Annotated in this window: 26 protein-coding genes; 14 read left to right on the plus strand and 12 right to left on the minus strand. The window is 61.8% G+C overall.

Going from position 1 to position 24,638, the window contains the following annotated elements; all coding sequences use genetic code 11:
* Positions 1–5: 5 nt before the first annotated feature.
* Both bsaP and bioB read right to left on the minus strand, forming a co-directional pair.
* Positions 6–209, minus strand: a complete 204-nt coding sequence (gene bsaP, locus QP968_RS09785) for a biotin synthase auxiliary protein BsaP (protein WP_284856220.1) — start codon at positions 207–209, stop codon at positions 6–8.
* A 14-nt stretch (positions 210–223) separates the two neighbouring features.
* Positions 224–1,306, minus strand: a complete 1,083-nt coding sequence (gene bioB, locus QP968_RS09790) for a biotin synthase BioB (protein WP_284856221.1) — start codon at positions 1,304–1,306, stop codon at positions 224–226.
* 202 nt (positions 1,307–1,508) lie between these two features.
* On the opposite strand from bioB, the gene QP968_RS09795 reads away from it, so the two are divergent.
* From QP968_RS09795 to QP968_RS09805, 3 genes are all read left to right on the plus strand, one after another.
* Positions 1,509–1,991, plus strand: a complete 483-nt coding sequence (locus tag QP968_RS09795) for a CAP domain-containing protein (protein ID WP_284856222.1) — start codon at positions 1,509–1,511, stop codon at positions 1,989–1,991.
* A gap of 106 nt (positions 1,992–2,097) precedes the next feature.
* On the plus strand, positions 2,098–2,388 hold the full coding sequence (locus QP968_RS09800; RefSeq protein WP_284856223.1) for a type II toxin-antitoxin system Phd/YefM family antitoxin: 291 nt from the start codon (positions 2,098–2,100) through the stop codon (positions 2,386–2,388).
* 4 nt (positions 2,389–2,392) lie between these two features.
* Positions 2,393–2,788 (plus strand): type II toxin-antitoxin system VapC family toxin, encoded by a 396-nt coding sequence (locus tag QP968_RS09805; protein ID WP_284856224.1) that lies wholly within the window; start codon positions 2,393–2,395, stop codon positions 2,786–2,788.
* Positions 2,789–2,793: 5 nt separating this feature from the next.
* On the opposite strand, the gene QP968_RS09810 is transcribed toward QP968_RS09805, so the two are convergent.
* Entirely contained in the window at positions 2,794–3,699 is a 906-nt protein-coding gene (locus tag QP968_RS09810) for an exodeoxyribonuclease III (RefSeq protein WP_284856226.1), read from the minus strand.
* A gap of 141 nt (positions 3,700–3,840) precedes the next feature.
* Between QP968_RS09810 and QP968_RS09815 the strand changes: the two genes are divergently transcribed.
* Positions 3,841–6,060, plus strand: a complete 2,220-nt coding sequence (locus QP968_RS09815; RefSeq protein ID WP_284856227.1) for an NADP-dependent isocitrate dehydrogenase — start codon at positions 3,841–3,843, stop codon at positions 6,058–6,060.
* Positions 6,061–6,145: 85 nt separating this feature from the next.
* On the opposite strand, the gene QP968_RS09820 is transcribed toward QP968_RS09815, so the two are convergent.
* Positions 6,146–6,691 (minus strand): hypothetical protein, encoded by a 546-nt coding sequence (locus QP968_RS09820; protein WP_284856228.1) that lies wholly within the window; start codon positions 6,689–6,691, stop codon positions 6,146–6,148.
* A 218-nt stretch (positions 6,692–6,909) separates the two neighbouring features.
* Here QP968_RS09820 and QP968_RS09825 point away from each other — a divergent pair, with 218 nt between their 5' ends.
* A complete protein-coding gene (locus QP968_RS09825; protein WP_284856230.1) occupies positions 6,910–8,241 on the plus strand; it encodes an O-acetylhomoserine/O-acetylserine sulfhydrylase in 1,332 nt (443 codons plus the stop codon).
* Positions 8,238–9,380, plus strand: coding sequence for a homoserine O-acetyltransferase MetX (gene metX, locus QP968_RS09830; protein ID WP_284856231.1), 1,143 nt, complete (start codon positions 8,238–8,240; stop codon positions 9,378–9,380). The genes QP968_RS09825 and metX overlap by 4 nt, the downstream gene beginning before the upstream one ends.
* 26 nt (positions 9,381–9,406) lie before the next feature.
* On the opposite strand, the gene QP968_RS09835 is transcribed toward metX, so the two are convergent.
* The 3 genes from QP968_RS09835 to QP968_RS09845 are packed head-to-tail and all read right to left on the minus strand — an operon-like array spanning position 9,407 to position 11,541.
* Positions 9,407–10,306, minus strand: coding sequence for a DUF1266 domain-containing protein (locus tag QP968_RS09835; RefSeq protein WP_284856232.1), 900 nt, complete (start codon positions 10,304–10,306; stop codon positions 9,407–9,409).
* 31 nt (positions 10,307–10,337) lie between these two features.
* Positions 10,338–10,700 carry a DUF3017 domain-containing protein gene (locus QP968_RS09840; RefSeq protein WP_284856233.1) on the minus strand — a complete coding sequence of 121 codons (363 nt, stop codon included), beginning with the start codon at positions 10,698–10,700 and terminating at the stop codon, positions 10,338–10,340.
* Positions 10,684–11,541: a bifunctional methylenetetrahydrofolate dehydrogenase/methenyltetrahydrofolate cyclohydrolase gene (locus tag QP968_RS09845; protein ID WP_284856234.1), complete on the minus strand. Its 858-nt coding sequence runs from the start codon at positions 11,539–11,541 to the stop codon at positions 10,684–10,686. The genes QP968_RS09840 and QP968_RS09845 overlap by 17 nt, the downstream gene beginning before the upstream one ends.
* Before the next feature lie 84 nt (positions 11,542–11,625).
* Here QP968_RS09845 and QP968_RS09850 point away from each other — a divergent pair, with 84 nt between their 5' ends.
* Positions 11,626–12,027 carry a tRNA (cytidine(34)-2'-O)-methyltransferase gene (locus tag QP968_RS09850; protein ID WP_284856247.1) on the plus strand — a complete coding sequence of 134 codons (402 nt, stop codon included), beginning with the start codon at positions 11,626–11,628 and terminating at the stop codon, positions 12,025–12,027.
* On the opposite strand, the gene QP968_RS09855 is transcribed toward QP968_RS09850, so the two are convergent.
* The 3 genes from QP968_RS09855 to QP968_RS09865 all read right to left on the minus strand — a co-directional run bounded on the left by QP968_RS09855 (position 11,981) and on the right by QP968_RS09865 (position 14,675).
* Positions 11,981–13,318, minus strand: coding sequence for a PH domain-containing protein (locus QP968_RS09855; protein WP_284856235.1), 1,338 nt, complete (start codon positions 13,316–13,318; stop codon positions 11,981–11,983). The two genes, QP968_RS09850 and QP968_RS09855, sit on opposite strands and share 47 nt — an antisense overlap.
* Positions 13,315–13,764 (minus strand): PH domain-containing protein, encoded by a 450-nt coding sequence (locus QP968_RS09860; protein WP_284856248.1) that lies wholly within the window; start codon positions 13,762–13,764, stop codon positions 13,315–13,317. Before QP968_RS09860 ends, QP968_RS09855 begins: the two co-directional genes overlap by 4 nt.
* 95 nt (positions 13,765–13,859) lie before the next feature.
* Positions 13,860–14,675 carry a cytochrome b/b6 domain-containing protein gene (locus QP968_RS09865; RefSeq protein ID WP_284856236.1) on the minus strand — a complete coding sequence of 272 codons (816 nt, stop codon included), beginning with the start codon at positions 14,673–14,675 and terminating at the stop codon, positions 13,860–13,862.
* Between QP968_RS09865 and QP968_RS09870 the strand changes: the two genes are divergently transcribed.
* A complete protein-coding gene (locus QP968_RS09870) occupies positions 14,662–15,174 on the plus strand; it encodes a hypothetical protein (protein WP_284856237.1) in 513 nt (170 codons plus the stop codon). The two genes, QP968_RS09865 and QP968_RS09870, sit on opposite strands and share 14 nt — an antisense overlap.
* A gap of 429 nt (positions 15,175–15,603) precedes the next feature.
* Positions 15,604–15,930, plus strand: coding sequence for a type II toxin-antitoxin system HicB family antitoxin (locus QP968_RS09880; protein WP_284856238.1), 327 nt, complete (start codon positions 15,604–15,606; stop codon positions 15,928–15,930).
* 139 nt (positions 15,931–16,069) lie between these two features.
* Here QP968_RS09880 and QP968_RS09885 read toward each other — a convergent pair whose 3' ends face one another.
* Positions 16,070–19,243 carry an error-prone DNA polymerase gene (locus QP968_RS09885; RefSeq protein ID WP_502870937.1) on the minus strand — a complete coding sequence of 1,058 codons (3,174 nt, stop codon included), beginning with the start codon at positions 19,241–19,243 and terminating at the stop codon, positions 16,070–16,072.
* Between the two features lie 143 nt (positions 19,244–19,386).
* On the opposite strand from QP968_RS09885, the gene QP968_RS09890 reads away from it, so the two are divergent.
* The 4 genes from QP968_RS09890 to QP968_RS09905 are packed head-to-tail and all read left to right on the plus strand — an operon-like array spanning position 19,387 to position 22,889.
* On the plus strand, positions 19,387–20,286 hold the full coding sequence (locus tag QP968_RS09890; protein ID WP_284856240.1) for a MetQ/NlpA family ABC transporter substrate-binding protein: 900 nt from the start codon (positions 19,387–19,389) through the stop codon (positions 20,284–20,286).
* Positions 20,287–20,292: 6 nt separating this feature from the next.
* The gene (locus tag QP968_RS09895; protein WP_284856241.1) at positions 20,293–21,345 is read left to right on the plus strand and encodes a methionine ABC transporter ATP-binding protein; all 1,053 of its coding nucleotides are present in this window, start codon (positions 20,293–20,295) and stop codon (positions 21,343–21,345) included.
* Positions 21,346–22,029 (plus strand): methionine ABC transporter permease, encoded by a 684-nt coding sequence (locus QP968_RS09900; protein ID WP_284856242.1) that lies wholly within the window; start codon positions 21,346–21,348, stop codon positions 22,027–22,029.
* Between the two features lie 26 nt (positions 22,030–22,055).
* Positions 22,056–22,889, plus strand: a complete 834-nt coding sequence (locus tag QP968_RS09905) for an HAD family hydrolase (protein ID WP_284856243.1) — start codon at positions 22,056–22,058, stop codon at positions 22,887–22,889.
* On the opposite strand, the gene QP968_RS09910 is transcribed toward QP968_RS09905, so the two are convergent.
* A complete protein-coding gene (locus tag QP968_RS09910; RefSeq protein ID WP_284856244.1) occupies positions 22,841–23,758 on the minus strand; it encodes a sucrase ferredoxin in 918 nt (305 codons plus the stop codon). The genes QP968_RS09905 and QP968_RS09910 overlap by 49 nt on opposite strands.
* A gap of 119 nt (positions 23,759–23,877) precedes the next feature.
* Here QP968_RS09910 and QP968_RS09915 point away from each other — a divergent pair, with 119 nt between their 5' ends.
* Positions 23,878–24,477 carry an AMIN-like domain-containing (lipo)protein gene (locus QP968_RS09915; protein WP_284856245.1) on the plus strand — a complete coding sequence of 200 codons (600 nt, stop codon included), beginning with the start codon at positions 23,878–23,880 and terminating at the stop codon, positions 24,475–24,477.
* Positions 24,478–24,638: the final 161 nt, after the last annotated feature.

Here is a 24,638-nt window from a genome sequence, read left to right on the forward strand (position 1 = left end):
GGCGGTTAGCGCTCCAACCACTCGGAGCGCAACGCTCCGTGCCGCGAACAAGTCGCCTCCCATGCCATCGGACTGATCTTCACCACCATGCGGCGCCCACACACCGGACAGATGCGCGGGGCATCATAGGGCCGCGCTGGGTCTAGTGGCCATGCAATCTCGCCCGACAAGACCGCCATGGCTAGTTCTCCCATCTCCAGATTCTTCATGGCAGCAGCTTCCCCTATAGGGACTTCAAGGTGTCATAGAGCGGACCGTGCCCAGAGTTCTGTTTCTGCCCCACCGGAGTAATGGACAGATTCAGGTGTGAATCCATGACCCGATCCACCGCATCGCGGTCCTGCTCCATGGGACGCCCAAGGGTGGTCAAGTAGTTACCACCGATAATGGCGTTTGCCCCACCAAGAAGGCCTTGCTCGGTTCCGTCATCCCCCAGCGCGAGCTCGGTACCTCCCGCGAAACGGATTTGCGTTGATGGCATGGCCAAACGGAAAGCTGCCACCGCGCGTAGCGCCTCACCTTGCGGGACAAGCGGACGGTCTGCGAACGGGGTTCCTGGCCGCGGGTCCAAGAAGTTCATTGGCACCTCATGTGGCTGGACCTCGGCTAACTGCGCAGCAAACTCCGCACGCTGCTGCAAGGTCTCACCCAGCCCGATGATTCCGCCGCAGCATGTCTCCATCCCCTCCGCGAGCACGTGTTCAAGGGTGTCCTTGCGTTCCTGCCATGTGTGAGTAGTAACCACATTGGGGAAGAAGGATTTGGCAGTTTCAAAATTGTGGTTGTAGCGCATGACCCCCATCTGGGCGAGCCGGTGTGCCTGTTCACGGGTGAGAATGCCGAGGGAAGCCGAAATGGAAATATCCACTTCCTCCCTGATAGCCGTGATTGCTTCAGCCACCTGGTCGAGCAGCGCATCCGTCGGCCCCTTGACCGCAGCAACGATGCAAAACTCGCTTGCGCCCATCTTCTCTGACTGCTTGGCGGCTTCCACCAGCTCCCCAATATTCAGCGTGACGGCACGCACTGGGGATTCAAAGAGGCCGGACTGTGAGCAAAAACTGCAATCCTCAGGGCAACCGCCCGTCTTCAGCGAAACGATCCCCTCCAGGGAAACATCCACACCGCAATGCTTGATGCGCACCTGGTGGGCGAGATCGAGCAACTCCTGGAGGCGGTCATCCTCAATCTTCAAGATCTCTAGAATTTCTTCTTGATTCAGGCCCTCACCACGCTTGAGACATTTCTCGTGCGCGATGGTGAGGATATCGCTGTTCCTCGACTGGGATGAGTTTATTTTGGCCATAGAAAGCAGTCTAGACGGCCACTTGAACAGTGTTCAAGAAACGGTCCACTCGTGTCCGGCCCCCCCGTTCGGTCCCCATTTTCTAACCAAATAGGCGTACTGACCTGACTTAATCTATTTTCATGTTTATCCTATATCCACTTAAGGCAAATACCGTTCCCTCATCCTGGGGTCGGATAGATACGGAAAGGCCCACCACCTCATGCAGCTGCCCGATTTGGACACGCAAAAGTTCTTCGGATTCTTTTCCATCCTGATCAGTCTCATCCTCGCCTTGGCAGGCGGACTGACCAAAGGCGATGTAAGTCAGCCCCCCACATCATTTACAAGCACGCCGAACAACATCGAGGAGACCAAGGAGAAGCTCTTCGACCAGATCAACGATCACCGCGCGAAAAACGGGCTGGCCCCTTGGACCCGCGACGAAACACTGACCCAAAGTGCCCAAGAATGGAGCGAACACCTCGCCAAGTCGGGCAAATTTGAGCATGATGACATCAAGCGTGGCATTGAAAACATTCACTACTCTTCCAGCACCCCGAATAATGCTGTGAACAACTGGAAGAAATCAGCAGGCCACAACACCAACATGCTGAGCAACACCACACGCGCAGGCCTTGGGATCGCCTACGGCAAAGACTCCAAGGGTGGCTCCGGCTACAAGGTTGTCCTGCGTGCCGAATAGCAGCGAGTAACTAGCGGTACTCAACCAGCAGCGGCGAGTGGTCGGACCAACGCTCCTCCACCGTCGCTGCTTTTCCACCCCGCTCGCAGGTTGCTACGCTTGTAGCATGTCCGCCGCGCCAGTACCGTCCTCCCCTCACGAACCGCGCCGTATTCCCCAGCGTGAGCTCCGCAATGAAAGCAGTAAGATTTTGCGCGAAGTGGAAAAAGGCGCGGAATTCATCATCACCAACCGCGGCCGCCCCGTCGCTCGGTTGACCGGCCTTAAGAATGTCCACTCTCCACGGTTGGCCTACACGCCTGCCTCACGGCCACTAAGACTCGGCGCCGAGAATCGAATCCAACTCCCCATCAGTACAAAGGAGATTCTGGATACTGTCCGCGAGGAAAGGTTGTGACAGCGTGAAGCTGTGGTACCTCGATACTTCTGCGGTGATGAAGCTTATCGCGCAGGAGAAAGAATCCGATGCCCTCGATGAAGCGATCTTGGCGGAGTCACCGGCACTTTTCTCAAGCACTCTCCTCGAAACTGAGCTGCGCCGCGCTTGTCGTTTTCTTCCAGAGATACGGCCGCACATCATCGAGGATGTCATTGAGTCAATGTCCATCTTCGAAATCGACAGGAGCATTTTCCGAGTCGCTGGAATGCTGCCAGGCACACACCTTCGCTCCCTTGACGCTATCCACATCGCCGCTGCCCTTCTTGGTGGGTGCACAACGATGGTGACATACGACCACCGGATGGCGGATGCCGCGGAAGAAGCAGGCCTCCCGGTACTTTCACCAGGTCGCGCTTGAGAATCCTAGCGGTACTCAACCAGCAGCGGCGAGTGGTCGGACCAACGCTCCTCCACCGTCGCTGCTTTTTCCACCCAGGTGCGCTGGGCGCGCTCGAGCATGTTGGCGGTGGCGGCCTGGTAGTCGATGCGCCAGCCGGCGTTGTTGTTGAAGGCCTGGCCACGGTAGGTCCACCAGGTGTACGGCGCATCCTCGGGGTGAAGGCGGCGGGCAACGTCAAACCACTGCGGGTCAGTGTTGGCGGCGCGACGGTTGTCACTTTCGTACTCGACGGCGCCGAAGAAACCAGCCTCGTCCTTCGCGTCGGTGTCCTGCGCCTCATCATCCGGGAAGGCACCGAAAACAGCGTCCATGAATGCGCGCTCACCAGGCAGGAAGCCGGAGGACTTCGTGTTGGTCTTCCAGTTTTTCAGATCCTCGCGGCGGTGGCAGATATTCCAGTCGCCGCCAATCACCATGTCCTTGTTCGTTTCCGCCCACTGCGCCAGCAGCGGCTCAAACACATCGAGGAAACGCCACTTCTCATCCTGCTTCTCAGTGCCAGTGCTTCCCGACGGCAAATACAGCGACGCCACCGTCGTCCCACAGTCCAAACGGCCAGAAATGAAGCGGCCGGAATCTTCGAAGTGGGGGATGCCCACGGCGACGTCGATAAGCGGTGTGCGCGAGAGAATGCCCACCCCGGCGCGACCCTTTGCGGCGGCTGGCGCGACATAGAGGTGCCATCCGGCTTCGAGTGCCGGTGCGAGCGCGGCCTGAGTCTGCTCCTCCGTGGCGCGAACTTCCTGCATAAGCACAACATCCGCCGGAGTGTGCTTCAACCACTCCAACATGCCCAAGTTGTTCTCATTGCGCACCTTCGTGGCCGCGCGGATCCCGTTAACGTTGACTGATGCGATGGTGAGGCTCATGCCCGATCACCCTACCTGTGCCACATTGGCGCGGGCGATTGCCCAGCCCCGAGGGCACGGTGGGCACGCTGACAGGCAAAGAGGTACGCTTGTGGGTCGAAAACAAAAAGAAGATAACCCAGAATTTTGTAGAGGTGACCCATGGCCAAGATCATTTGGACAAAGACGGACGAGGCACCACTGCTGGCAACGTACTCACTGAAGCCCATCGTGGAGGCTTTCGCGTCAAACGCAGGCGTAGACGTAGACACGTACGACATTTCCCTAGCCGGCCGCATCCTCGCGCAGTTCCCGGACTACCTGGAGGAAGACCAGCGTGTCCCGGACTACTTGGCACTGTTGGGTGATCTGTCTAAGACGCCGGAAGCCAACATCGTGAAGCTGCCGAACATCTCCGCTTCCCTGGTGCAGCTGAAGAACGCCATCAAGGAGCTGCAGGACGCTGGTTTTGCCATTCCGGACTACCCGGTGAACCCGCAGACGGATGAGGAGCGTGACATCCTCAACCGCTACGACGCGGTGAAGGGCTCCGCCGTCAACCCGGTCCTGCGCCAGGGCAACTCTGACCGCCGCGCACCTCGCTCCGTGAAGAACTTCGCCCGCAAGAACCCGCACTCCATGGGCGCATGGTCCAAGGATTCCAAAACGAACGTGGCCACGATGGATGCCAATGACTTCCGCCACAACGAGAAGTCCGTCATCCTCGACCACGATGACACGTTGACCCTGAAGCTCACCGGCACTGATGGCCAGGAGAAGGTCTTCCGCGATGACATGAAGGTGGATAAGGGCGACGTTGTGGACGCAACCTTCATGTCTGCGCGTGCACTCGATGCCTTCCTGCTGGACACCGTCAAGCGCGCTAAGGACGAGGGCATCCTCTACTCCATCCACCTCAAGGCCACCATGATGAAGGTCTCCGACCCGATCATGTTCGGCCACGTTGTCCGCGCCTTCTTCAAGGACGTGTACGACCAGTACGGTGCACAGCTCATGGCTGCTGGCCTCGACGGCGAGTCCGGCCTGGGCGCGATCTACTCCGGCCTGTCCGAGTTGGACAACGGCGAAGAGATCCGCGCTGCCTTTGACAAGGCCATGGCTGATGGCCCGGACCTGGCGCAGGTGAACTCCCACAAGGGCATCACCAACCTCCACGTGCCGTCTGACGTCATCGTGGATGCTTCCATGCCCGCCATGATCCGTAACTCCGGCCAGATGTGGAACGCCGATGACAAGCCGCAGGACACCCTGGCTGTCATCCCAGATTCCTCCTACGCCGGCGTGTACCAGGTGGTCATCGACGACTGCCGCGAGAACGGCGCCTACGACCCCACCACCATGGGCACCTCCCCCAACGTTGGCCTCATGGCCCGCAAAGCTGAGGAGTACGGCTCCCACAACAAGACCTTCAAGATGCCTTTCGACGGCACGATGCAAGTCATCTCCTCCACCGGCGACGTCCTGCTGTCCCACGAGGTTGAAGCCGGCGACATCTGGCGCTCCTGCCACACCCGCGGCGACGCCATCGAGGACTGGGTCAAGCTCGCTGTTGACCGTGCACACAAGTCGGGTATGAAGGCTGTGTTCTGGCTCGATCCACAGCGTGGGCACGACGCCAACATCCAGAAGTTGGCCGAAGCACAGCTGGCCAACCTGGACATTGACGGCACCGACATTTCGTTTGCGTCGCCGGAAGAGGCCACCAAGATCACCGTCGACCGCATTCGCCGTGGCGAGGACACCATCTCCGTCACCGGTAACGTGCTGCGTGACTACAACACCGACCTCTTCCCCATCCTTGAGCTGGGCACCTCCGCGAAGATGCTGTCCGTCGTCCCGCTCATGGCTGGTGGTGGTCTGTTTGAGACGGGTGCTGGCGGTTCCGCACCGAAGCACGTCCAGCAGGTCCAGGAAGAAAACCACCTGCGCTGGGATTCCCTGGGCGAGTACCTCGCGCTGACCGAGTCCTTCTTCCACGAGGAAGACAAGCACGAGAATGCACGCGCTGGTGTGCTGGGCCGTACCCTGGACCGCGCCATCGAGCGCTACCTGGATGAGGGTCGCTCCCCGTCCCGCAAGGCCGGCGAGATCGATGACCGTGGCTCCCACTACTACATCGCCGCCTACTGGGCCGATGAGCTGGCTAAGCAGGACGAGGATGCAGAGCTCGCAGCAGGCTTTACCGCGATTGCTAAGGACCTCGCCGACAACGAGGCCAAGATCAACGAGGAACTCCTCGCCGTCCAAGGCTCCCCTGCTGATCTCGGCGGCTACTACTGGCCGGACGACGAGAAGACCACCAAGGTCATGCGTCCGTCGGAGACCTTCAACCGGATCATCGACCGGACTGAGGACAACTAGCTCCGTTTACGTGAGTTAAGCGATTAGGGTGTGCCCGCTCGGCAGTTTGGCCGGGCGGGCACACCCTTTTGCTGCTTCCCCCGGACTAGGAAAAATAACCCTTCATGTACTCCTGCGATCCGATCCCCACCGAATCAAAGAACTTAGCCATGTCGACTTCTTCCTGGAAGTACTCCAACTCATCCTCAGTCCCAGCGGCCTCCGCTTCCCTCATGTCTCGCATTGCGTCCTGAAGGGCATACGGTTGCCACACAGTGAGACCTAACTTCTCAAAGACATAGCTCGACGGAGCCTCCTCTTCATTGATCCGTGCACCATCATTGGATGCCATGAGCACCTCCGCGCATTCGATAGCGTTCATGCGCGACAAGGTATGCCCTTCCCACTCAACGTCAACGCCGTCCTTCTTCGGGTTGGTGGCACATTCCATGAACTCCACCCCGCCCCGGCCAAGATGCACCTGAATGCGCGCGGCGTTGAAGTAAAGCGTGGTGTCAGTCGAACCGCCCTCAGGCTGCCCGAGTACCGAACGCACCTGCTCGGCACTATCGCCAAAACGGACAGTGCCATCGCCGAAAGGCGCTTGGAAGTGGGCCCCTTCGTGTGAGATCAATTGAATCGAGGCGGACATCGGCCCTCCTTCGTGGTGAACAGATTTTCTCCGATAATAGCCTCCATTAATGCCGTATGCTGACCGGTTTCTACCCTCACCGCGCAATTTAAATTCACCCATTCGACACTGGCCCAGCATCTAAATAGACAGCTTGGTCCGCTTATTTCACATTTGAACGGACCGAGCACCCCATTACCGCTTGCGCGCCCCCGCGGGCGACTCCTACTTTTATGGGCATGTCTCAGTACAACAACACTGCCGCTAATGATTGGTCCTTTGACACCCGCGCCATCCACGCGGGCCAGAACGTCGACTCCGATACCGGCGCCCGTAACCAGCCGATCTACATGACCACGTCCTACGTCTTCGAGGACACCCAGAACGCTCATGACCGTTTCGCCCTGACTAATCCGGGCCCGATTTACACCCGTATTACGAACCCGACGCAGGAGGCGCTGGAGAACCGTCTCGCGTCGCTGGAGGGCGGCGTGGCAGCCGTCGCTTTCGCCTCCGGCATGGCGGCTGAGGTCGCGGCTATTACGAACCTGGCGAGCGCCGGCGACCACATTGTCACCTCCCCGCGCCTCTACGGCGGCACGGAGACGCTCTTTGAGGTCACGCTCCCCCGCCTGGGCATTGAGGTTGGCTTCGTGGACAACCCGGATGATCCGGAGAGCTGGCAGGCAGCCGTGAAGCCGAACACGAAGGCGTTCTACGGCGAAACCTTCGGCAACCCGATCGCGGACATCCTGGACATCCCGGCCGTCGCGAAGGTCGCCCACCGCAACAAGGTGCCGCTCATCGTGGATAACACCATGGCCACCGCCGCGCTGGTCAGGCCGTTGGAGCTCGGCGCGGACATCGTCATCGTGTCCACCACGAAGTTCTACAGCGGCAATGGCGCAGCTCTCGGCGGCGCGCTTATCGACGGCGGCTCCTTCGACTGGACCGCCACCCGCGACGGCGAACCCGTCTTCCCCTACTTCGTTAACCCGGATCCGGCCTACCACGGTCTCGTCTACGCCGACCTTGGCCCCGCAGCCTTCGCCGTGAAGGCCCGCGCCGGCATCCTGCGTGACACCGGTGCCGCGATCTCCCCGTTCAACGCGTGGGTGACGCTGCAGGGGATTGATACGTTGGGGTTGCGCGTCGATAAGCACAATGAGAATGCGCTGAAGGTGGCCGAGTACCTCGCAGCCAAGGACGAGGTCGCGCACGTCAACTTCGCTGGTCTGCCGTCCTCCCCGCACTACGGCACGAAGGAGAAGCTCGGCCTGAAGTACACCGGCTCGGTCCTTTCCTTCGACCTCGCCGCCTCCGATCCCACGGTTGCACGTGAACAGGCATGGGCTTTTATCGACGCCCTCAATCTCCACTCCAACCTCGCCAACATCGGCGACGTCCGCTCCCTCGTCGTCCACCCGGCGTCCACAACGCACTCCCAGTCGAACGAGGAAGGTCTGAAGCGCGCCGGCATCACTCAGGGCACGATCCGCCTGTCCGTGGGTATCGAGGATGTCGCCGACATCATCGCTGACCTCGAGCGTGGCTTTGCTGCTATCTCATGATCACCCTCCCACCCGAAGGTGAACTAGCCACCCAACGCATCGGCGACCTCACCACGGAAGCCGGCGCGCTCATCCACGATGTGGAGATCGCCTACCAGCGTTGGGGTGCGTTCAGTGGCGACCCCCACGGCCGCAACAACCTCATCGTCGTCGAGCACGCTTTGACGGGTGACTCGAACGTGGCCGACTGGTGGGGCGATCTCATCGGGCCTGGTGCGCCGCTGGACACCGACCGCTTCTGCGTCCTGTGCACCAACGTCCTCGGCGGCTGCTCTGGCTCCACGGGCCCTTCGAGCCCGCACCCCGATGGCGGCGCGTGGGGCTCTCGCTTCCCCGCCATTTCCATCCGCGACCAGGTACGCGCCGAAGCAATCTTCTTGGAAGCGTTGGGCATCAACAGCATGCACGCCGTCATCGGTGGCTCCATGGGCGGTGCGCGCGCCCTCGAGTGGACGCTCATGTATCCGGACTGGGCAAACTACTCGTGTGTCATCGCAATGTCCGCCCGCGCATCTGCCTGGCAGATCGGTATTCAAACCGCCCAGATTTCTTCCATCGTGCGCGACCCGGACTGGCAGGGTGGTGACTACTACGGCACCGGCGCCTCCCCCGATGCAGGCCTGGCTGCTGCGCGCCGCATCGCCCACCTCACCTACCGTGGCGAGCAGGAAATCGACGAGCGCTTCGGCACCATGCCCCAACCCGGCGAAAACCCCCTGGGCACTCACCGTGACGAACAACAGCGCTTCGCGGTGCAAAGCTACCTCGACCATCAAGGCGAGCAGCTCGTCAAGCGTTTCGACGCCGGCTCCTACGTCACCATCACCGAATCCCTCTCCCGCCACGACATCGGCCGTGGTCGCGGCGGACTCAACCGCGCACTGGCCCAGATCAACGTGCCCACCATGGTTGTTGGCGTGGACACGGACATCTTGTATCCGTTCCACCAGCAGGAACACTTGTCACGCAATATTGGCAACCTGCTGGCCATGAACAAGATCGTCTCCCCTGTCGGCCACGATGCCTTCCTTGTGGAGACCCGCCAGATGGGCCACATCCTGCGCAACTTCATCGCGCTGGCCGACCAGACCCCCTCGGCCACTGACCTAGCCAAGCAGCGCGGCAACTACGAGATCTAGCCCACCACCAGTACGAATGCGTGGGTCTAGGCGTTCGGCTCTGTCCTGTAGTCGCCGTGCAGCGGGTATTTGAACCACACTGAATCGGGGTGGTTCAACCGCACCCACATCATGTCGCGGTAGTCCAGGGTTTCTTCATCGAGAATCTCCTGCCATTTCGCGCGCCCGAGTAGGTACTGGTCCACATGGTCGCGCCAACTCTCCGAATACTCCCGGGTGAGGGCAAGCGCAGCAGAGGAAATGTGCAGGTACTGGTCCAGATCGATCATTCCGATGATGCACCCGATTCGGGCTAAGCGGGCAGCGCGCCCAATATCCCACCCCACAAGGGTGCTCGGAAGCTTCTGCGGGATCAGCTTCTCGTTGTGCTCCTGAGTGTAGAGGTCGAGGCAGACTTCAAGCCGCTCCCGCAAGAAGTCTTCTGGGATCTCGGTGTCCCGGAGGTCAGCCACCGCTGCCTCAATGATCTGCGGGACCGAATCGTCTCGCTGCTCGAAAGGAAGATCGGCGAGCTGTTGCATATAAGGACGTAGAACCTCATACTCCGCATCGCCTGGGTCGCCCAACAAAGATGAGACCACGTCGAGCAGGTCATCCGGGGTATTGATCCCCCACCCCTGGGCGAGAAGCATCTTGAAATGCTCGTATGCCGCCTGCTGATCGGGGCCCGCCTGCGGCGTGATCACTTGCGGAGGCGCATCCATCGGTGCCTTTTCGGACTCGCCAAACGGCATCATGAGCGAGACTGCCAGGCCACCTTCAATCGGAAGCGCCCCTGTCTCCACATGGTTGAGTTCCATTTCCCCGGGCTCAATCGCCCGGTCCATGTGCTCGTCGTAATTTTTCGACAATTCGAGCGCCATGGCTCCCCGCATGGAAAAGTGGCCCTTTTTCTTCTTTTTCTTTTTCTTATTCCAGCCGAACATGACTCAAGACTACCGCACTGAGCAGGGGCAGCTAGCTACCCAGGGCGTCCACCGACACCGCCAGCCACACGAGGGCGGTGCCCGTAACTCCGGTGAAAATCGCGTCGAAACGCCTCGAGCGCACCGCGAGCAAACCCATCACCTGTGAATCGCACGTGAGGCGGCAGGCGGTCAGCCACAGCATGGCCATGCCAAGGGTGAAGGTGGCGCGGCGCCAGTGTTCCGTCACGGAAAACAGGGTGGCCACTACAAACCCGAGCGCGAACAGCCCCACCATCACCTGCTGCAGGCGCAGAGGCAGCTTTGATGGTGGGTTGTAGATGTCGTGTGGGTTGTCCAGGCTCGGCGGCAGCGCAGAACCCGGCCTGGACGGTTGGTTACTGTGCGTCGGCAAGGTGCTCGGCACGCTCCACGATGTTGCGCACCAAGAAGGTGCGGGTCATGGGGCCAACGCCACCCGGGTTCGGGGAGACCCAACCGGCCTTCTCCCAGACGTCGGGGTGGACGTCGCCGGTGGTTTTGCCGTCGACACGCGAAACGCCAACATCGAGCACCGCGGCGCCTTCTTTGACCATGTCGGCGGTGATCATGTGGGGCTTGCCGGCGGCGGCGATGATCACGTCGGCGCGCCGAGTCTCAGCGGTGAGGTCCTTGGTACCGGTGTGGCAGAGCACGGCGGTGGCGTTAACGTCACGCTTGGTCAGCATGAGGCCAATCGGGCGGCCGACGGTCACGCCGCGGCCGATGACGCACACGATCGCACCGTCCAAGTTCACGCCGAAACGCTCCAGCAGAGCCAGCGAACCATTCGGGGTGCACGGCAGTGGCGCTGGCTCGTTGAGCACGAGGCGACCCAGGTTGACCGGGTGCAGGCCATCGGCGTCCTTGTCCGGGTCGATGAGGCCCAGCACGCGGTTCTCATCCAGGTGCTTCGGCAGGGGCAGCTGCACGATGTAGCCGGTCACAGCCGGATCATTGTTCAGCTCCTCGATCACGGCGTCGAGCTCTTCCTGCGTGCAGTCGCCAGGAAGTTCCTTCATGATCGACGCGATGCCCAGCTGCTCACAGTCCTGGTGCTTCATGCGCACGTAGTTCTGGCTCGCCGGGTCCTCGCCGACCAGCACCGTGGCCAGTCCCGGCGTGATTCCCCGCTCCTTCAAGCGAGCCACGCGGGCCTCAAGATCCGCGAAAATCTCCTCGCGGTAGAGCTTTCCATCCAATTTGATCGCAGTCACGGCCACCATCTTAGACTTTGATGTGTGCTTCACGTGATCTTCGACAACCCCGTCATCCCACCGAACACCGGCAACGCCATCCGCATGTGCGCAGGCACGGGTGCCACGCTGCACCTTGTGCGCCCTCTTGGGTTCTCGCTCGATGACAAGCATTTGCGCCGTTCAGGGCTCGATTATCACGATCTTGCGCACGTTGAGGTCCACGATGACCTCGACGCATGCTTTTCGCTTCTCGACGGCAACATCTACGCCTTCACCACCTCCGCTACGCGCAGCTTCGCGGAGGTTGCGTACCAGCCGGGAGATGCGCTGCTGTTTGGCACTGAACCTACTGGCCTGCCACATGAGCATTCCCACCACGAACGCGTGACTGATCAGCTGCGCATCCCCATGCTGCCGGGGCGCCGGTCGATGAATCTGTCCAACTCTGCGGCGGTGGCTACATATGAGGCGTGGCGTCAGTTGGGGTTCCCTGGCGGGGTGTAACCGGCGGTAACTCACGGGCGCTCAGGGCTTCGACGAGCTCCCAGGCCTCGTCGAGCTCTAGGTCACGCGCCGTCATCCTGACTGGGCCGGGCACCAAATCGAAACGGACGCTCGCCACCTTAAGAGCGCGTTGAACTGGGCCAATGCGCAGCGTAACCTCTTGGATGTGGGGTACTTCCACGAATTCCACCCGCCGGCTCAACAGGCCGTGGCTGGTGGTGGCATAGGTGGTGTCCCCGAAATCCCCGATCGGGGTGAGGGCAAGGGCTTGGCGCGACGCATCAATCGGTGAGGCCACACGTGCCCGGCGCGGGGACTTCAGGTCCCAGTCCGGGCTGACAATCAGTTCGCGTGGCAGCGGGCTGATGGCCTCAATGAGCTCAAGGGCTTGCTCATAGGACCCCACCGGCAGCAAGCGCGATGTACCCGAGGCTTTGTTGGACTCACGGCCATAGCCAGCAATATTCACGGTGACTGTCCACCATCCGAACAGACGCCACAGCACCGGCTGCGACAACCCAATCGCGTGAATCCGGTCCAGCGGCACCGCTTGGGTGCGGCGGTTGGCCAACCCATACGACAGGTGCAACACGTCCCCGTCCAAAGTGGCATTGTAGCGCCAGGACTGGTCAATCTGCCGCCAGATCTGCGGGATGAAACCCACGAGCACCGGCACAATCACGGTCACTGAAAAGTCGGTGACGGTGGGGAGGAGGGACCAGGAGAGGGCGAAGAGCGTCGATAAGCGAAGGGCTGCACCCACGAGCGAACGCGCAACAGGAATGGGTGGGACGAGGTATCCGCCCTGCGGCTTTTCGGGCGGGGCGATCTTGTGCAGGATCTCCGCGCGGATGGCTTCGGCTTCACTGCGGGTGAGGTAGCCGATCTCGATCGCGGAATTCGAGCCGCCGGCCGCCTCAACGCGCACCTCGGCGAGACCAAAGAGGCGTGGCGCGAACGGCTCGACAACATCAACCGCCTGGATACGGTCATAGCGCGCGGACCGCACCTGCGTGGAAATGACGCCGCGGCGCAGCTCCAGCTCATCCTCCCCCAGGCGGAAACCCGTGCGCGCCCACCAGATCTGCGACACCGCGAAGACCAGCGCGAGCACCCCCAGCACCCCACCTGCGATCTGCGCGATCAGCAGAGCTGTGACCTGCTGGTCCCGCAGCGCGTTGGCCACGAAGGTGGCAAAGTTGAACACCACGATCGTGGCCAACGCCACCACCGTCGCCCACACGCGCAACAGCGGGGTGAGACGGTGAACCCGGCGGAAGTCCTCGGTCACAGGCCACTCATCCGTTCGCGCGCGTTGATGGCCAGGCGCTCACGCAGCGCGTCTGCCTCCGCGGCAGGCAGACCCGGGATGCGCGCGTCCGACGTAGCCGACGCGGTATGAAGGCTCACATCCTTCAGCCCCAGGAGCCTCGTGAATGGGCCGCTGGTGACATCCACGAACTGGATGCGGCCATACGGCACCAGCGTGAATGTCTGGCGGAGCTTACCTTTGGTGATCAGCAGCTCATCCTCGGTTTCCCACCACGCCGTGTTGCGCACCCGCAGTGGAATCATTATGAGCTGGAACACGTACCACACCCCGACGGTGGCAGCGCCGGTCCACCACCAGCCGCCGTAGAGAAGCTGGGGCACGATGAAGCACGCCGCCAGCACCAGCGCCCATACGGTTTGGGAGGCATACCGCGCAAGGATGAGCTTCCGCGACACCGGATTCATCTCTGCCGCCGTCGTGGGCAGGCGTAGCGCCGGCGCATCGGTCCGTGCATGACGCCCGGCGCGGGCAGAATCGGCGCTGTTCATGGGTACGTACCCTACCGCGTGGACACCTCGCCCGTCAGCCGCGCCACCGACGCCAAGAACTGCGGGCGCGCCACCACAACCGCGGCCGCGACGACAACCAGTGACACGAGGAACATGATCAGGCCCGTCCAGTCGCTCGCATATTCATTCGGGTCCACAGAACCGCGCGCCGCGTACATCGTGTTCAAGTTGCGCAGCACACCCGTGGTGAGCACCAAGCCCACATGCACCACCACGAACACCAGGAAATACACCAGCACCGGGAAGTGCACCGCGCGCGCAACCGGCGCCGGGAACAGCTTGTTCGCCGTCTTCCACTCGTTGCGCCACCACATGCTCATGCGCGCACCCGACGCGATCGCCAGCGGCGCCGCAACAAACACCGTGACAAAGTACGCCAGCTGCTGCAGCGCGTTGTAGTACACCCAGCCGTTCTCCGTCGGCCAATCCAAACTCAGGTACTGCAGGCCCGCCGACACCGCATTCGGGAACACATCCCAGCTCGTGGGCACGATGCGCATCCATTGGTCCGTCGCGAACAGCAGGATTGTGAAAATGACGCCGTTCAGCACCCACAGCACGTCCAGCACCAGGTGGAACCAGAGCACCAGGCTGATCTTTTTCCCACCCTTCTTGGGCCGCCAGTACGCCTCGGGTTTCCGCTGGCCACGCACCTGCAGACCCGTCCGAATAATCAGCACCATCAGGAACATGTTGAAAAAGTGCGCCCAATTCAACCACACCGGAATCCCCACCGGCGCGCTCTCCGGCATCGGCGCGGGGCCCGGGTAAGCCTCAAGGAAAGACTGTCCAGTGTCAGAGCCCAAAAAGCTTCTCGACGCCCACACCCCCACCCCCAACACCACAACCCCAACCAAAACCCAAAGGAGCAAGCGCTTCAGCGCTGCGCTCCGAGCTGGTTCTTGGGCTGGCTTCTCTGCTGTCTGCTTCGTGGCTTCCTGCACGGGCTGCGGAGCCGGCGCTGGCGTCGGGGTTACTGGCGTCGGGGTCGCTGGCACCGGGGTCGCCACACCACCCGGCGGTTTCGGTGCCGCAGGCACTGCAGAAGCTACAGGAGGCACGGGCACGGCGGCCACTGGTGGCGCCGGAGGGGTCGGCGGCGCGGGCGGTGCAACAGCCGTCGGCGGAGCAGGAGGGGTCGGCGCAGCTGGTGGCGCCGGAGGCGCCGGCGAAGCTGGCGCAGCAGAAGGCGCTGGAGGCGCTGGTGGCGCCGGCGGTTGTGGCACGGACGGCGGGCTGGGCACCGCCGGAATGTCCTGGGACGATGCTGCCTTCGGGATATTGTTGCTAGTCATTGCTGCTTAGACTATCCAAGTCAGGAAGCAGGGTGGTATCCAGCTAGTTTCGACGAGCTGCTCATGGGGCCACGGGAGCATAAAAAACCAAGGTGCCCTTAGATTCAAGCTTGAATCCAAGATGGCAGTGTGACTTAGGTTCCTGAAACGGGAAATGATAGTATCACTTTTGGTACCATGCCTCTATGGGATCAAGCATTGAACAACTCTTAGCCAAGATGCGCTCGACCCCAGCGAACATACGGTTCGCCGAGTTGAAGAAGGTATGCGATCACTACTTCGGCGAGGCACGAAACCGGGGAGGATCACACCTTATCTATAAGACCCCGTGGCCGGGCGATCCACGGGTCAATATCCAGAATAAAGGCGGTACCGCCAAGCCCTATCAAGTCCGACAAGTTTTATTTAAGTGCTATCGACCGATTTGAGGAGAATGCACATGAATGCTGACAAATACACCTACCAGGTTGGCTGGTCACAAGAAGACGAACAGTTCGTCGCCACTGTCCGGGAGTTCCCGTCGTTGTCATGGCTGGAAGACTCCCGAGACGAGGCCGAAAAGGGCATCCTCTCTCTTGTCGAAGAAGTCTTGGCCGACCTCCTGAAAAGTGGCGAGCCTATCCCGCAGCCACTCGGCATGCGCGAATTCTCGGGGCGTTTCAATGTTCGGATTTCCCCGTCGCTTCACCGCCGGCTCGTGCAGGAAGCTGAAAATGAAGGGATTTCCCTAAACGCGCTGGTGTCCCAAAAGTTAGCTTCCGCGTAATCGCAACACCCAGCAGCGACTGGAGGGTGAAGGACTTCAACACCTCGCACGGTCTACCAGAAGCCCAAAACGCACCTACCAGCACTTATGCATTCTCGGGTTGGGTTGCGCGTGCAAATCCTTCACCGATCCGACCGGCCTATCGGAAATCGCGGGATCCGCGGGAGAGCCAGTCGCCCATGTTGAGGGGTTCGAGTTTGTCCGCAAGAACACTGGCGGCACCGGAGGCATTTTCGACGATGCCACGCACAATAAGGGCTTTCGCGGTGCGGGCAAGGACTTTTTGTCGCTTCCACAAACCAGTGGGAATGACCACGTTCATAAGCCCGGTCTCGTCCTCCATACCCAGGAAGGTGACACCGGCGGCGGTGGAAGGGCGCTGGCGGTGGGTGATCACACCGGCGATGCGGATGCGGGTGCCGTCGGGGACCCGCTTGAGGCCACTGGCGGGAACAACACTCAAAGCATCCAAGTGCGCGCGGACCATCTCAACGGGCATGAGGCCGGGCGTGACACCGGTGGCCACAATGTCGGCAGCCATGAGTTCGAAGGCGTTCATGCCGGGGAGGGCAGGCGCCTCAATAGCCGAAAGTCCAGGCAGCATGCCCTCGCGTTCGGTAGCGGCGATGCCGGATTGCCAGAGGGCTTGGCGGCGGTCCACCCCAAAACATCCCAATGCACCCGCCCGCGCGAGGGCTTCGACGTGCTCCACGGTGAGGTCCGCGCGGCGGGATAGATCCGGAATATCGGCGAAGGGCCGAACCGTTTGCGCAACCTCGATGCGCGAGGCCGCCTTCCCGCCAAGACCTTTGATCAGGTTCAACCCCACGCGGATGGTGCCGGAGTCGATGCAGCGGGCCTCCACACCAGACTCGTTGACGTCCACGGGCAGGACCACAATCCCATGGCGGCGCGCGTCTTGGATGAGGGACTGTGGCGAGTAGAAACCCATCGGCTGCGCCCGCAACAGCCCCACGCAGAATTCCGCCGGGTAGTAGTGCTTGAACCAGGCCGAAAAGTACACCAAGGAGGCAAAAGACTGGGAGTGGGATTCCGGGAAACCGTAAGCAGCGAAGGCGACGATCTTCTGCCAGAGGCTCTCCGCCACGTCCTGCTCAATCGAGTTGGTTTCCCAACAGCCCGAGAAAAATCGCGCCTTGAGAGAAGCCATCTTCGCCGGCGAACGCTTCGACCCCATGGCGCGACGCAACGAGTCTGCCTCTGCCCCGCTGAAACCGGCAGCGTCGACAGCAATTTGCATGAGCTGCTCCTGGAACAGCGGGATCCCCAGGGTTTTACCCAGGGAACGCTCCAGCACCGGATGGTCGTACGTGACCGGTTCCCGGCCGTCGCGGCGCCGCAGATACGGGTGGACGGATCCGCCCTGGATTGGACCAGGCCTGATCAGGGCCACTTCCACCACCAAGTCAAAGAAGCAGCGCGGTTTCAGCCGCGGCAGGGTGTTCATCTGAGCGCGGGATTCCACTTGGAAAACGCCGACGGCGTCGGCGCGGGAGAGCATTGAGTACACGGCGGCGTCGTCAAGCGAAAGCTCCCATAGGCGCACCTCGCGGCCGGTGGTTTCGCGCACGAGGTCAATCATGTGGTGCAGCGCTTCGAGCATGCCCAGGCCCAGCAGATCGAACTTGACTAGGCCGGCGGCGGCACAATCGTCCTTGTCCCACTGCACGACCGAGCGGCCTTCCATGCGTGCCCACTCCACGGGGACAACGTCGGCGATGGGGCGGTCGCAGATCACCATGCCACCGGAGTGAATGCCCAGGTGGCGTGGTTGCCCTTTGAGTTGCGCAGCCAAGGACTTAACACGCGGTGGGGGCGAGGCCAGGCCCTTCGACCACGCATCCGCCGCGCCCTGCGGGTAGCCGAGCGCACGGGCGGCGTCACGCACCGCGCCCTTCGTGCGGTACGTGATCACGTTGGCCACCTGCGCAGCATTGTCCCGGCCGTAGGTGCGGTAGACGTACTGGATAACTTCTTCGCGGCGGCCGGACTCAATATCAATGTCAATATCCGGCGGGCCGTCGCGGTCTGGTGAGAGGAAACGCTCAAACAGCAGCTGCGCGCCGATCGGTTCCACGTTGGTGATGCCAAGCGCAAAGCACACCGCCGAATTCGCCGCCGAGCCGCGCCCCTGACACAAGATGTTGGACTCGCGGCAGAAATCCACCAGGTCATTGACAATGAGGAAGTAACCAGGAAAACCAAGTTGCTCGATGACGCGCAGTTCGCGCTCAATCTGCGCGAGAGCTTGTTCTTGCAGGTCAGCAGACCGCGTGGCGTAGCGTTCACGGCCGCGTTCGGCCACGAGGTGGGTCAGCCAGCTCATCTCATCGTGTCCCTCGGGCGTGGGGCATTGCGGCAGTTCAGGCGCCACCAGGTCGAGGGTGAAGGCGCATTCTTCTGCGAGTTTCACGGTCTCCGCGATCATGGCAGCGCCGTCAGGCACCATCGCCGCGAGTTGCTCGCCCGAGCGCAACCACGGCGCACCCATCGGATGCAGGTCCGCGTATGCTGCGCCGATTGCTTCTCGACGCCCCAACGCCCTCTTCGCCCCCGCCACCCTCGCCCCATCCCGCGTGGCTGCCCCCGGGGCGGCGGTGAGAATTTCCCGCAGACCGGGCGGGCCGGCAGCGCGCAGGATGGCGTGGTGGTCCGCGTCTTCGGGCAGCATCGTCGCCTCGTACTCCTTGACCACGTTGGTGGTACCGAAGCATTCCACGAGTTCATCGAGTCGGTCTGCCCACCGCCAGCCCGCCAACACGATGCAGGTCCCGGCGAGTTCTTTGGCAATCGTCGGGAGCGATGGATAGTGCACCACGCCCTTCTCCCCCGAGGCCATGTGCGCCCCCGCCATGAGGTGCGATAGGCGCCGGTATCCCTCCGCGCCGCGAGCAAGCATCGGCAGTGGCGCGTGAGTCAGGCCGAGCTCTGCCCCAAATACCGTAGGCAGCCCTACCTCCGCGGCGGCTTCGGCGAATTTCACGACGCCATAGAAACCATCACGGTCCAGCAGACCAAGGGCACTCAAGCCGAGTTCGTGGGCGCGGGCTACCAACTCCTCAGGTTCGCTAGCACCTCCGGTATCGCTGAGGAAACTGTAGGTGGACACGGCGTGGAGTTCTGCGAAGGGAATCGCCGCGGTGCCACGCGGGCCGGCCGGAGGACGCTTGACCGACCGTTCTAGCCGGTCAACCGGCACAACGGCGGCCCCGGGGCGGCCGGAGAGGATGCGTTCCAGCTGCGCCCAGGACAATGCTCTGCCACCATTGAATCGCACGCAACTATCGTACACATATTCGATGCGGTGAACCGAACGGACGTTTGATTATATTCGCTAAGAAACTCCAAACGGGATCGGAACTAGACTAAGCGGTACACACGGTGATAGATTTTCCCAGACACTTCAACCCCTACTAAGAAAGTGCAGGACGCGACATGCGCCTCAACCGTGTTATCGCAACCGCCGCGGCTTCCATTCTGGCAGCTACTGGCCTCGTTGCATGCTCCTCTGACTCCACTGACAACGCTGCTCCGAAGGACGGCGAGAACCAGGTCGTGCGCATCGGTACGACCGACTCTGACCAGAAGGCTTGGTCTGTATTCCTTGACAAGGCCAAGGAAGCTGGCATCGACCTGGAGCTGGTTCCTTTCACCGAGTACACCCCGGTGAACCCAGCACTGGCTGAGGGTCAGCTTGACCTGAACAAGTTCCAGCACATCCTGTACCTGGCTCAGTACAAGGCTTCTTCTGGCAAGGACCTGCGCATCATCGGTTCCGCTGAGATCAACACCCTGGGCCTGTTCTGGAAGGACCACGATTCCCTCGACGGCATCGAGGGCGAGAAGGTTGCTATCCCGAACGACCCGTCCAACCAGGGCCGCGCGATCAACGTGCTCGTCCAGGCTGGCCTGGTCACGGTGAAGGAGGGCACTGACCCGCTGAACCCGACCCCGGCTGACATTGACAAGGATGCTTCCAAGGTTGAGGTCACCCCGGTTGATGCTTCCCAGACGCCGACTGCCTACAACCAGGGCGACCCGGCGATCATCAACAACAACTGGCTCTCCCGCGCTGGTATCGACGCATCCACTGCTGTCGCTTCCGACGACCCGAACTCTGAGCTGGCTGAGCCGTACATCAACATCTTCGCTGTTCGCGCAGAGGACATTGATAACCCGACCTACGACAAGCTCGTTGAGCTCTGGCAGACCCCTGAGGTTACCGAGGCTCTGAATGAGGACTCCAATGGCACCGCCGTCCAGGTGAACAAGTCCAAGGAGGACCTGAACAAGATCCTCGACCGTCTCGTCGAAGACGCAAAGAACGAGAAGTAAACCTCTATGTCTCGTACTGGCACCCGGATCGAATTCCGGGACGTAAACAAGGTCTTCCGCTCGAAGAAGGGCACGGATGTTGTCGCGCTTGACAGCGTCAGCCTGACGGTTGAGCCGGGGGAGATCCTGGGCGTGATCGGTTACTCGGGTGCCGGCAAGTCCACCCTGGTCCGCATGATCAACGGGCTGGACACCCCGACATCGGGGCAGATTTTGCTGGATGGAACGGACATCGTGGGTATGCCCGCGAAGCAGATGCGTACCGCGCGCCGTTCCATCGGCATGATTTTCCAACAGTTCAACCTGTTCAGCTCGCTCAATGCGGCGGGCAATATTGAGTACCCGCTCAAGATGACCGAGATGAGCAAGGCTGAACGCAAAGCCCGCGTGGCGGAACTGCTCGACTTCGTTGGCCTGTCCGACCGCGGCTCGAACTATCCGGAGCAGCTTTCCGGCGGCCAGAAGCAAAGGGTGGGCATCGCTCGTGCGCTCGCCACAAGCCCTTCGCTTTTGCTTGCCGACGAAGCCACCTCCGCCCTCGACCCCGAAACCACCCAAGAAGTCCTTGACCTGCTGAAGAAGGTCAACGAACAGACCGGCATCACCATCGTGGTGATCACCCACGAGATGGATGTCATCCGGGCCATCGCCGACAAGGTCGCTGTGATGGAAAATGGCAAGGTTGTGGAGCATGGCTCCGTCTACGAGGTCTTCTCCAACCCACAGACGGATGTGTCCAAAAGGTTTGTGGCGACGTCGCTGAGGAATACTCCGTCGAAAAGCGAAGAGCGCGAGCTGCTCCACGCGGGAGAGGGCCGCCTGTTCACCGTGGACCTCACCGCGAACTCCGGCTTCTTCTCGGCGGCCGCGAAACTGCAGGAAGAAGGCGTGGGGCTCGACGTTGTGCATGGTTCCGTGACCACGCTGCAAGATCATTCTTTCGGCAAGATGACCGTCCGCCTCACCGGCGAGGATTCTGCTATCGACGAGTTCTACCGCACGATGCAATCCACCACGCACATCCATGAAATCACCGGCACGCAAGGAGATGTGGCCTAAATGATCGAAACACTTCTTGCAGCCGGCGTTGACTGGGACCGCCTCGGCCCCACCTACTGGCAGGCGCTGCTAGACACGCTGTTCATGGTGACCATCACCATGCTTGTCGGCGGGTTCTTCGGCATGCTCCTGGGCCTGTTTCTCTACACCACCCGCGCGGGCGGTGTGCTGCAGAGCCGGCCGATCTACTGGGTGCTGAACATCCTGGTGAACTTCTTCCGGCCCATCCCGTTCATCATCATGATCGCGATGCTCTACTCCGTCACCCTCGCGGTGGTGGACACGACGATTGGCCGTGAAGCCGCGACATTTGTCATGTGCGTGACCGCGACGTTTACCGTGGCGCGCATCGTGGAACAGAACCTCGTGGCCATTGACCCAGGCGTCATCGAAGCGGCCCGCGCGATGGGTGCCGGCCCGTGGCGCATCATCCGCACCGTGATCATCCCGGAGGCCCTCGGCCCGCTGATTCTGGGCTACACCTTCATCTTCATCGCGGTGATCGACATGTCCGCCATGGCCGGCTACATCGGCGGCGGCGGCCTGGGTGACTTCGCCATCGTCTACGGCTACCGCGCGTACCAGCCTGCGGTGACGTGGGTGGCTGTGATCACCATCGTGATCATCGTGCAGCTGGCCCAGCTTCTGGGCAACTGGCTCTCGGCGAAGGTGATGCGCCGCTAGCCGGGGTGCTAGGTAGGTTGGGCCCCATGAAGGTTGCAGTTTTTGACTTCGACGGGACCCTCCACCACCCCGACGGCGGCATCTCCGCCGCCGACATTTCCGCACTACGTGCCTGGCGTGAAGCCGGGCACGTTGCCATTTGTGCCACCGGTAGATCCCGCAGCAAACTCCGTCGCGGGCTCGCTGGTGCTGAGGGGCTCTTTGACTTCCACGTCCTATCCAACGGCAGCGCCGCCACCACCGCGGATGATCAGCTGCTGTACTCCCACCCGGTGCCCAACCATGTGCTCAGCGAGGCGGTCGCACGCTTTGGCACCACCCCGGGTCTGGCGGTGTGCGGCACGACGTGGGGTGACAACGATGCGATCTTCGCCGATACCACCGCCGACCTCTCCGTGGAGGACGGGCGTGACCTCATCGCCGGCTTCACCACCATGAGCGCCGCTGACATCCCCGACCACGACTTCGCCCTGCTGGTGTTCTGGCTGCCCCACACCGCTGCCACAACCCCGGCCAACACCACGGAAATCATCGCGTGGGCCGAGGCTCACCCCGAGGTCAACTACGCCCGTAACGCCAACTTCGTCGACGTCATGGCGCCGGGGCGGGACAAAGCCGCCGGAATCATCGACGTCTTGGCACACCTCGGTCACGACCGCGCCGACGTGGAGCTGTACACCTTCGGCGACTCATGGAATGACCTGCCCATGCACGCCATCGCCGACGTCTCCCACAGCTTCCCCTATTCCCCCGCCGACGTGCAGTCCGCCACCAACCACGTTGTGGACTCCGTGGGCGAGACGCTGCTGAGCTACCTCGCAGCGCCCTCCACGCAGTCCAGCGAATCCACCCGCCAGTAGCGGCCCTGCTTCGGCTCATCGCCGCACGAGGAGATCACCCCGGCGGCGGCATGGGTGGAGAGGGTGACGGTGTGGGCGCGGGTGCCGTCGATAAGCACGATGCGCGCATGATCCTCGCCGACCTCCTCCGATTCGACGGAGAACTGCCCGTAAGAAACGTCCTCGCCTTGGCGTTGCAGGTGCGCGGCAACCGCAACCTCCGCGGCCTGCGCGGGCGGTGACATCAAGCCGCTGCCACGGTTACCCGGCACGAAGTACTGCGCGCGCATCGCCGCAGCAAGCATGGCCTCCGTCGCCTCCAGGTTCATGCGGCCGAAGCTGTAGCCCCACGGCAACAGCAACAGCGCCGGCGCGAAACGGTGACCCTTGACGTGGGAGGTCTCCCACACCACATCGCCCGTGTTCTTGAACGGGTAGCGGCGCTCCAGTTCCGCCACGAGCGGGCGGCCTTTCACCGCGCAGCACCGGTCGCGCTTCGCGTGCGTGCACACGAGCAGCAGCGGGTTGATGCGCGCCTGACCACCGTTGAGGCCTGGGCCCGACAAGTCCAGGTCCAAGATCGCCTCCGGCCCATCCACATGCAGCACCTCCGTCAGCCCGATGTCGGAGAACACCAGGTACAGGTGGTGCGACTCAATCATGCGCCCCTCGCGCGTTGGGTGGCGAATGAGTTGAAGCGCCGCGTTGTACTTCTTTATGTGCGCTTTGAGCTTCTCAGTGAGCTCCTCGCCGAACGTGCCGCCGTCCAGAACATCGTGGCTCCATGGGCCCGGTTCTTCGTAAAGCACGTAGACCGTGGCCTGTTTTGCCGTCCCTGGAAGCGGCTCCACCTCAACATCGGAGCACAAAGTGAAGGAATCGGCAGGCATGGCACTAAGGGTAACCTATCTTCGGCGGGAGCTGTAGTGTGTGCAACGTTTTGGTCTCAATCCGCGGATTGGGCTGTTTTCATTTTTGTGTTCTCACGGTTGTTATTAGGGTATTTCGCATGATTGCATCCCGGCTCGCATACGCCGCCGTCTCCGGCACGGCTGCTTTTGTGCTCGCTGGATGCACGCTTATCGACGCCCCCGCCACCCCCCGCGCCGACCTCGTCGCCGGCACCGGCGGCGCCGTCAGCTCCATGGAGCCGGAGGACCTTGAGCCGTTGGGCGCGGTGAACTCCTCACCCAAGACCACCCGGCCGGCAGCACCAGCGCGTCTTGCGGTGACCGATATTGAGGTGAACAGCTACAGCGATTTTGATCGCGTCACCCTCACCTTGAGCGGTGATGGTGAGCCGGGGTGGTTCGCGGACTACGTCTCCTCCCCCGTTCACGGTTCCACTGGGCAGCCGGTGAAGGTGAAGGGGACGGCGTTCCTCAACGTGTCCATTGATGGCACCGTGTTCCCCGCTGATGTTGGCGCCGACGCTTCCGCCCCCGAACGCGTCGACGGTGCCGGGAAGTCCAGCCCCGTTGCGGAAGTTGTCAACGCCGATACGTCCGGTGGCCGCACCCAGGTGGTCATCGGTTTGAACTCCCGCGCCCCGTTCAGCGTGGTGACGGCACAGAATCCGACGCGCGTAGTCATTGACATCACGCGCTAGCTACACCTAGGTGTACCCCAGGTGCCCCTACCAGCGCCCGCAGTTGAAGGCTTCACCTACCAAATGGTAAAGTTAGCTATATGTGAACCAGTCAGCGCTCCGAGATCCTGGAAGCTGCCCTCCGCGTCATGAACGCAGCGGAGGGTGGCGACATTACCCTT

Source organism: Corynebacterium sp. MSK041 (genome assembly GCF_030232265.1).
In the GTDB taxonomy this organism is placed as follows: domain Bacteria; phylum Actinomycetota; class Actinomycetes; order Mycobacteriales; family Mycobacteriaceae; genus Corynebacterium.